Raw genomic sequence first — 6,519 nt, 5'->3', positions numbered from 1 at the left:
GAAGATCCCGACGCACCCGCCCCCCATCCCCTGGTTCATGCCCTTGTCTGGAATATCCCGCCCGAGGTGGGCGGCCTGCCCGAGGGTGCGATCGTACCCGACGGGGATGGTGCGGCGGACGGGAGCGAGGTTGGACGAAACAGCTACCTGGCCGAAGGCTGGCTGCCGCCAGACCCTCCGAAGGGCCATGGAACGCATGACTACGTGTTCCAGCTTTTTGCGCTCTCCGACGTTCCTATCCTCGACGCAAACCCGGGCCGCTCAGCGTTTCTCGATGCGATAGATGGCAAAGTCCTTGCCGCCGGCTTCCTGATCGGGACCTACTCCCGCGATGAGCCGGCAGTTGCGAGTACTGCCGGAGCCGGCCTGCGACCCGCAGGCGCCTGATCCACCATGATAGACGACAATGACAGGGCCTGGATGCGTGAGGCCATTAACTTGGCGAAAACGAAAGGAACAGCGCCGCAGGACACCCCGATTGCCGCCATCATCGTTTTGAATGGCCGCGAGCTGTCCCGTGCAGTCAACGAGACCGAAGAGACTTGCGACGCGACGGCCCATGCCGAAATGATGGCTTTTCGCGTAGCAGGACCAGCGCACGGCGACATGGACCTTCGCGGCGCGACGCTCTACTCGACCCTGCAGCCGTGCGGCATGTGCACGATGGCCTCGATCTGGGCCAAGGTCGGCCGCATAGTCTACGGTGCGGGTCGCGACGACGTTCACCAGATGTATTTTGAGGACCGGCACCTCGACACCATGGACTTCATCAAGGACGCATTTCGTGACGACCTTGCACTTGAAGGCGGATGTCTGCGGGCGGAATGTGCCGCCCTCTACTTCGCGCCCGGCGACGAGGTTCCGGTGGAAGAACAGGGTAATCTCTGAAAAGCGAAGATGGCCACGGCCAGCGGCCGGACATAGAAGACTATCGTCTCGCAGGATTTGACCCATGTGTAACCGCGCCCGCATGAAAGGTGAGATCGAGACGATCTGGGGATCGGTCGCGGAGCTCTTCAGCGATGCCCCGCGCGACAATCGCTTCGACCCCCAGGAACTGCGCCCCCGGGGGCGGGCTTATGTGATGCGCGAACAGGGCAACATGTTCGGCTGGGATGTCATGAGCTGGGATGTTCTTGGCGGAAAGGCCGCCTGGCCGATGACCAACGTCCGCAACCTCGCACTGCCACAATGGCGACGGCTCGCCGAGCGTCCCGAGAACCGCTGCGTGGTGCCGCTCACCGAGTTCTGCGAGTTCACGCCGGACAAGCATGACCTTGGTGACGGCAAACCGCCACTGAAGGGCGAGATGTGGTTTTCGGTGATCGACCAGCCGGTGTTCGCCGTTGCCGGTTTCTGGCAAGCGACCGAGAGCGGCAACGGCTTTGCCATGGTGACATGCGATGCCAATTCGCTCGTCGAGCCGATCCATGCCAAGGCGATGGTAACGATCCTCGAGCCGAACGATGTCGATGTATGGCTGAGAGGGTCGTACGATGAAGTCCGCTCGCTTCAACGACCGTTCGATCCGACGCGGATGACCGTACGGGGTCCAGTGTTCCCGACCCGAAGGGCAGAGCGCTGATCTGATCGACACAAAATCTATCGGAGGCTTAGATCTTAACAGTAAAGCAAGCCGACCGTCCGCTTGTTGGGATTAGAGATCGGCGGGTGAACGTCTCACTTGGGTCGGGTGCAGGCGCGGCTGCCAAGCACCTAACCCATGGCTGCAGGACAATGCCGCGCGTGACTAATACCGTTGCTTGTACGATCCTGCCCGCATGAGAGCCCGAAGATATTCCTGTGCAGTGCTGGCGTTGCTCTATGCCATAGCCGGTGCGCTACATTTGACCATCCCGGCACCATTCGTCGCCATCGTGCCGGATTGGGTTCCTGCGCCTGCCTCGGTGGTCATGCTAACCGGTCTTGCGGAAATCGCTGGTGCTGCGGGTATCGGGCAGTCCTGGGCGCCCCGGCTTCGCGCCGCTGCCGCATGGGGTCTTTCGGCCTACGCCCTGTGTGTCTGGCCGGCTAACCTCCAGCACATGCTGCTCGATCTTGCGAAGCCTGAGCATGGTCTCGGGCTTGCGTACCACATACCGAGGCTTGCCTTGCAGCCGGTGCTCATCTGGTGGCCGTTATGGGCGGCGGGCATCACGCCCTGGCCGTTCCGACCGCGGACCTGACCATCCCGGTGGTGCGCGTCACGCGGGCCGGAATGCCAGCGCAGCGCCATTCATGCAGTAACGCAGCCCGGTAGGGGGCGGCCCGTCGTCGAAGACGTGGCCAAGGTGCCCATCGCAGCGGGCGCAGCGCACCTCCTTGCGAACCATGCCCATGGAGCGATCGGTGACGATCTTCACCGCGCTGGGAAAATGGTTCCAGAAACTGGGCCAGCCGGTTCCGCTATCGAACTTGGTGGAAGACGAGAACAGCGGCAGGTCGCAGCCCGCGCAGAAGAACCGACCCTTACGGTGCTCCTTGACAAGCGGGCTAGAATAGGGCCGCTCGGTACGTCCCTGACGCAATACAGCATAAGTTTGAGGGGGCAGGCGTCTGCGCCATTCCGCGTCCAGCAGGCTGAGATCTGGCGCGGGAGCGGCGATAGCGGCGCCCCCAGTCAGTACAACTGCACCTGCAACAAGCAGCGTTGCCGTAAAGACGCGGCGGTTCAGGGAGACAGTGCTGGGCGTCATGGCCTCTAAAATCCCGTCGCTTAAACTATTCAGGCGATACATGGGGGTGCGAACCAATGCCCCACAAGCCCCATGAATCGTTCAAATCGTGATCAGGGCATCAGCACGGTGTCGACCACGTGGATGACACCGTTCGACTGCATGACGTTGGCGATGGTGATCTTCGCCTTGCCGCCCTTGGCGTCGGTCAGCCACCAGGCTCCGGTCTTGTCCTTCCAGGCGGTCAGATTCTCGCCCTCTACCGTCGTCAGCATGGCCTTGCCGCCATGGGCCTTGGCGTTGGCGGCGATGTCGGCGGCGGTCATGCGGCCCGCGACGACGTGGTAGGTCAGCACTTTCGTCAGCATCGCCTTGTTCTCAGGCTTCAGCAGAGAATCCACGGTGCCCTTGGGCAGCTTGGCGAATGCGGCATTGGTGGGCGCGAAGACCGTGAACGGACCGGGCCCCTTGAGCGTATCGACGAGCCCGGCCGCCTTTACCGCGGCGACGAGCGTGGTGTGATCTCTGGAGTTGACGGCGTTGTCGATGATGTCCTTGGTCGAATACATCGCAGCGCCGCCCACCATCGGGTTCTTGGCCGCGATGGCCACGCCTCCGGTGAGCAACAGGGCGGCGGCGAAGCCGGAGGCGAACTTGCGGGATAATGCTTGCATGTCAGGCATCCTCTTTCGCGCACTCTCGTGTTTGGAGTGCCCCGAAGATACGGAGCGCGCGCCGATCCGGATGCGACAAGGAATCAGATTATCGAGATTTTTCCTGTCATCACCGGCAGGCTGCTCGGCGCGGCATGGGGAGCAGTGGCGGGATCTTCCATGGTAATGGCGAGCGTCGCATCCGCAGCAAGGAGCGGACGCATCGCGGGATCGACGGGCATCGCGCCTCCTTCGTGCGCCATCATTCCCAGCGAGCGTGGGACGCCGTCCTGCGGGATAATCCATAGTTCGGGGCGTTTGCCGTCGCCGGGCCTCTCCAGCGAGCCGACCTGCAGCATGCCATTTTGCGGGTCGTAGCTGACGGCGAGAACTTGCGCTTCGCCGTTCCCCGTGAGTTGGGAGACGGCCATCGGCATGCGTGCCGGTGGCTCGACCGGGCGCAGTACGATGAACAGGGCCAGCGCGGCCGCGACGGCTCCCGAAATTAGCGCGCCCGCGCGCCAGACGCGCAGGGGCTTCATGCTTGGCGCCTCCGGGCGCGCGCCGACGCGCGCCGCGACCGCATCCCAGACCCGGGACGAAGGCAGGGAGGGCGGGAGCGTATCGAGCAAGGGCGACAGCCTTGTGCTCCATCCTTCCACCTCGCGCGCGAAAGCCGGGTCGGAGAGGCACAAGCGTAAGGCTTGTGCGCGCTCGGCTCCTTCCAGCAACCCCAGCGCGAGTTCGGCGGCGAGAGCACCGCGATCCTGTTCTTCGGCTGCGTCAACCATGGCCAAGGCAGTCTTTCAGTCTGAGCATGCCGCGCCGGATCCAGCTCTTGACGGTGCCGAGCGGTGTGCCGCTGCGCTCCGCCAGTTGCTGGTAGGTCATGCCCTGAAGGAACGCGCTGCGGATCGCCCCGGACTGATCGCTGGGAAGTCCTTCGAGGCAGGCGATCAGTCTGCGCCGCTCCTGATCGTCTTCCATAATCACATCGGCCAGCGGCGCATCGTCGGCGATTCCGGCCATCGCCTCATCGGGGATGGCGTCATAGCGATGTTCGGCCCGGCGCCAGTCGATGGCGGCGTTGCGCGCGATCGTGGCGAGCCAACTTATGGGACTGGCCCGAGTGTCGTCGAACGACGCAGCCCGTCTCCAGACTTTCACGTAGACATCCTGGAGCACATCCTCCGCCGCTTCCCGGTCCGCGCAGATGCGCAGACAAATGCCGAACAGCTTGGCGGAGGTGAGATCGTAGACGCGGCGCAATCCGGCAGCATCGCCGCTGGCGGCAAGATGGATCGCCGAGACCAGAAGTGCCCGGTTTTCCGACCGTGCCGCAGAACTCGCTTCATGCATTCGCCGGTCTCATCCCTGCTTCGCCGAAGCATCAACGATCCTGCGCAGAACTTGTGCCGGGCCCGGATACGAGAACGGGATTGATGCGATAGAGTGCAGGGAAGGTTGCTTTCAGCGCGGCGACCTTCGGCAGGTCGTTGCGACGGATATAGGCCGAATCCGGGTGCAGGGTCAGGTAGTCCTGATGGTAGGCTTCGGCTGCATAGAAGCCTTTGAACGGTTCCACTCGCGTGACGATGGGGCGCTTCCATGCCCCGGCTTTGCCTAGTTGGGCTATGTACCGCTCGGCTGTCTCGCGCTGGCCCGGCGACTGAGGGAACAGGGCGCTGCGATATTGAGTGCCGCGATCCGGTCCCTGTGCATTGAGCATCGTGGGGTCCGCGACCACCGAGAAGAATACATGCAGCAATTGTCCGTAGCTGACCTGCCGGGGGTCGTAGGTCACCTTCACCGCCTCGGCATGGCCGGTGCCGCCGCGCGAGACCACGGCGTATTTCGCGCTTCCCCGATCGCCGCCCGCGTAGCCCGATACCGCGCTGCTGACGCCCCGAACATGCTGGAACACGCCCTGCACGCCCCAGAAGCACCCGCCCGCGAAAACGGCGGTTTCGCGTTTGCCTGCCTCGGGTGCCTGGAATGCCGGTGCCGGGATGCGGAATACGGCCTGCGTCGAAGCGGCTTGGGCGCTGTTCTCGCGCAGGAGCGTTAACGTTCCTGCCATACCTACGCTGACGGCAACGACGAGCATGGCGATGCTGGTGACACGCTTCATGGACAGGGCTTTCCGGCTTCGTGGTTCCTGCGTGAATATACGACACGAACTGGCCAAAGGATGCACGTCGGCGTCATTCATGGATCATTATGGTGCGCAAGCGTTTATGGACCGCAACGCTGGATCTGCCGACGCATGGGAGCGCCGCGCGCTTCGGTACCTGCGGCAAGGCGGCGAGACCATATGATCCTCTTTGTTCTGGTTTACCTGGGCGGTGTGCTGACGATCATCAGCCCCTGCATCCTGCCAGTCCTGCCCTTCGTCTTCGCGCGCGCCGACAGGCCGTTCCTGCGCAGCGGACTGCCGTTGCTACTGGGCATGGCGATGACTTTTGCCGCCGTCGCGACGCTGGCAGCGGTAGGCGGAGGGTGGGCCGTCCAGGCGAACGCCTATGGCCGGATCGCGGCGCTGGCCGTGCTTGTGGCGTTCGGGTTGCTGCTGCTGTTTCCGTCCCTTGCCGATCGGGCGACGCGCCCGCTGGTGGCATTGGGAGGAAGGCTGTCGCAGTCCGCGGACCGGGCGGATCGCGGCGCGTCGAGCTTCTTCGCCTCGCTGCTTCTGGGCGTCGCCACCGGCCTGCTGTGGGCGCCTTGCGCGGGGCCGGTGCTTGGCCTCGTGCTCACCGGAGCGGCGCTGCAGGGCGCCAGTGCGCATACGAGTCTGCTGTTGCTGGCTTACGCGGCCGGTGCCGCGACCTCGCTGGCGCTGGCCTTGCTGGTCGGCGGCAAGGTCTTCGCGGCGATGAAGCGCTCGATCGGCGTGGGTGAGCGTATCCGCAAGGTGCTGGGCGTCGCCGTCCTGGTCGGTGTCGCCGCGATCGCGCTGGGGCTGGACACCGGGCTGCTGACGCGCCTTTCGCTGTCAGGCACCGCGCGTTTCGAACAGGGCCTGCTCGACCGTTTCCATCCTGACGAAGCGATGCCTTCGGCTGCCATGGCCAAAGGCGGGCAACTGGCCGACGAAGGTGCGTTCCCATCGCTGGCGGGAGCGAACGAATGGATCAATTCGCCGCCGCTGACCCCGGCATCGCTGCGCGGGAAGGTCGTGCTGGTCGATTTCT

Annotated in this window: 10 protein-coding genes; 5 read left to right on the top strand and 5 right to left on the bottom strand. The window is 64.1% G+C overall.

Annotated features, from left to right (window positions below; all coding sequences use genetic code 11):
- The 4 genes from A8V01_RS25650 to A8V01_RS25635 all read left to right on the top strand — a co-directional run.
- Window positions 1-387, top strand: a 387-nt coding sequence (locus A8V01_RS25650; protein WP_146037392.1) for a YbhB/YbcL family Raf kinase inhibitor-like protein, incomplete at its 5' end; no start/stop codon positions are given.
- Between the two features lie 6 nt (window positions 388-393).
- Window positions 394-888 carry a nucleoside deaminase gene (locus A8V01_RS25645; protein ID WP_103099092.1) on the top strand — a complete coding sequence of 165 codons (495 nt, stop codon included), beginning with the start codon at window positions 394-396 and terminating at the stop codon, window positions 886-888.
- A gap of 64 nt (window positions 889-952) precedes the next feature.
- Window positions 953-1,585, top strand: coding sequence for an SOS response-associated peptidase family protein (locus A8V01_RS25640; RefSeq protein ID WP_103099091.1), 633 nt, complete (start codon window positions 953-955; stop codon window positions 1,583-1,585).
- 196 nt (window positions 1,586-1,781) lie between these two features.
- On the top strand, window positions 1,782-2,186 hold the full coding sequence (locus tag A8V01_RS25635; RefSeq protein WP_103099090.1) for a DoxX family protein: 405 nt from the start codon (window positions 1,782-1,784) through the stop codon (window positions 2,184-2,186).
- Between the two features lie 18 nt (window positions 2,187-2,204).
- Here the strand turns inward: A8V01_RS25635 and msrB are convergent, their stop codons facing one another.
- The 5 genes from msrB to msrA form a co-directional block, all read right to left on the bottom strand.
- Window positions 2,205-2,696, bottom strand: a complete 492-nt coding sequence (gene msrB / locus A8V01_RS25630; RefSeq protein WP_103099089.1) for a peptide-methionine (R)-S-oxide reductase MsrB — start codon at window positions 2,694-2,696, stop codon at window positions 2,205-2,207.
- 92 nt (window positions 2,697-2,788) lie between these two features.
- Window positions 2,789-3,349 (bottom strand): fasciclin domain-containing protein, encoded by a 561-nt coding sequence (locus A8V01_RS25625; protein ID WP_103099088.1) that lies wholly within the window; start codon window positions 3,347-3,349, stop codon window positions 2,789-2,791.
- A gap of 83 nt (window positions 3,350-3,432) precedes the next feature.
- Window positions 3,433-4,119 (bottom strand): anti-sigma factor, encoded by a 687-nt coding sequence (locus A8V01_RS25620; RefSeq protein WP_103099087.1) that lies wholly within the window; start codon window positions 4,117-4,119, stop codon window positions 3,433-3,435.
- Window positions 4,112-4,687 (bottom strand): sigma-70 family RNA polymerase sigma factor, encoded by a 576-nt coding sequence (locus A8V01_RS25615; protein WP_103099086.1) that lies wholly within the window; start codon window positions 4,685-4,687, stop codon window positions 4,112-4,114. Before A8V01_RS25615 ends, A8V01_RS25620 begins: the two co-directional genes overlap by 8 nt.
- Before the next feature lie 31 nt (window positions 4,688-4,718).
- Window positions 4,719-5,459 carry a peptide-methionine (S)-S-oxide reductase MsrA gene (gene msrA / locus A8V01_RS25610; protein ID WP_103099085.1) on the bottom strand — a complete coding sequence of 247 codons (741 nt, stop codon included), beginning with the start codon at window positions 5,457-5,459 and terminating at the stop codon, window positions 4,719-4,721.
- Window positions 5,460-5,642: 183 nt separating this feature from the next.
- Between msrA and A8V01_RS25605 the strand changes: the two genes are divergently transcribed.
- Window positions 5,643-6,519: cytochrome c biogenesis protein/redoxin (locus A8V01_RS25605; RefSeq protein WP_281256557.1), on the top strand; the 877-nt coding region annotated here is incomplete at its 3' end.

The sequence above is a fragment of the Novosphingobium guangzhouense genome, assembly GCF_002896965.1.
Classification (GTDB): Bacteria; Pseudomonadota; Alphaproteobacteria; order Sphingomonadales; family Sphingomonadaceae; genus Novosphingobium; species Novosphingobium guangzhouense.
The sequence above is the reverse complement of the archived record's forward strand: the minus strand, read 5'-3'. Positions and strand labels throughout refer to the sequence as shown.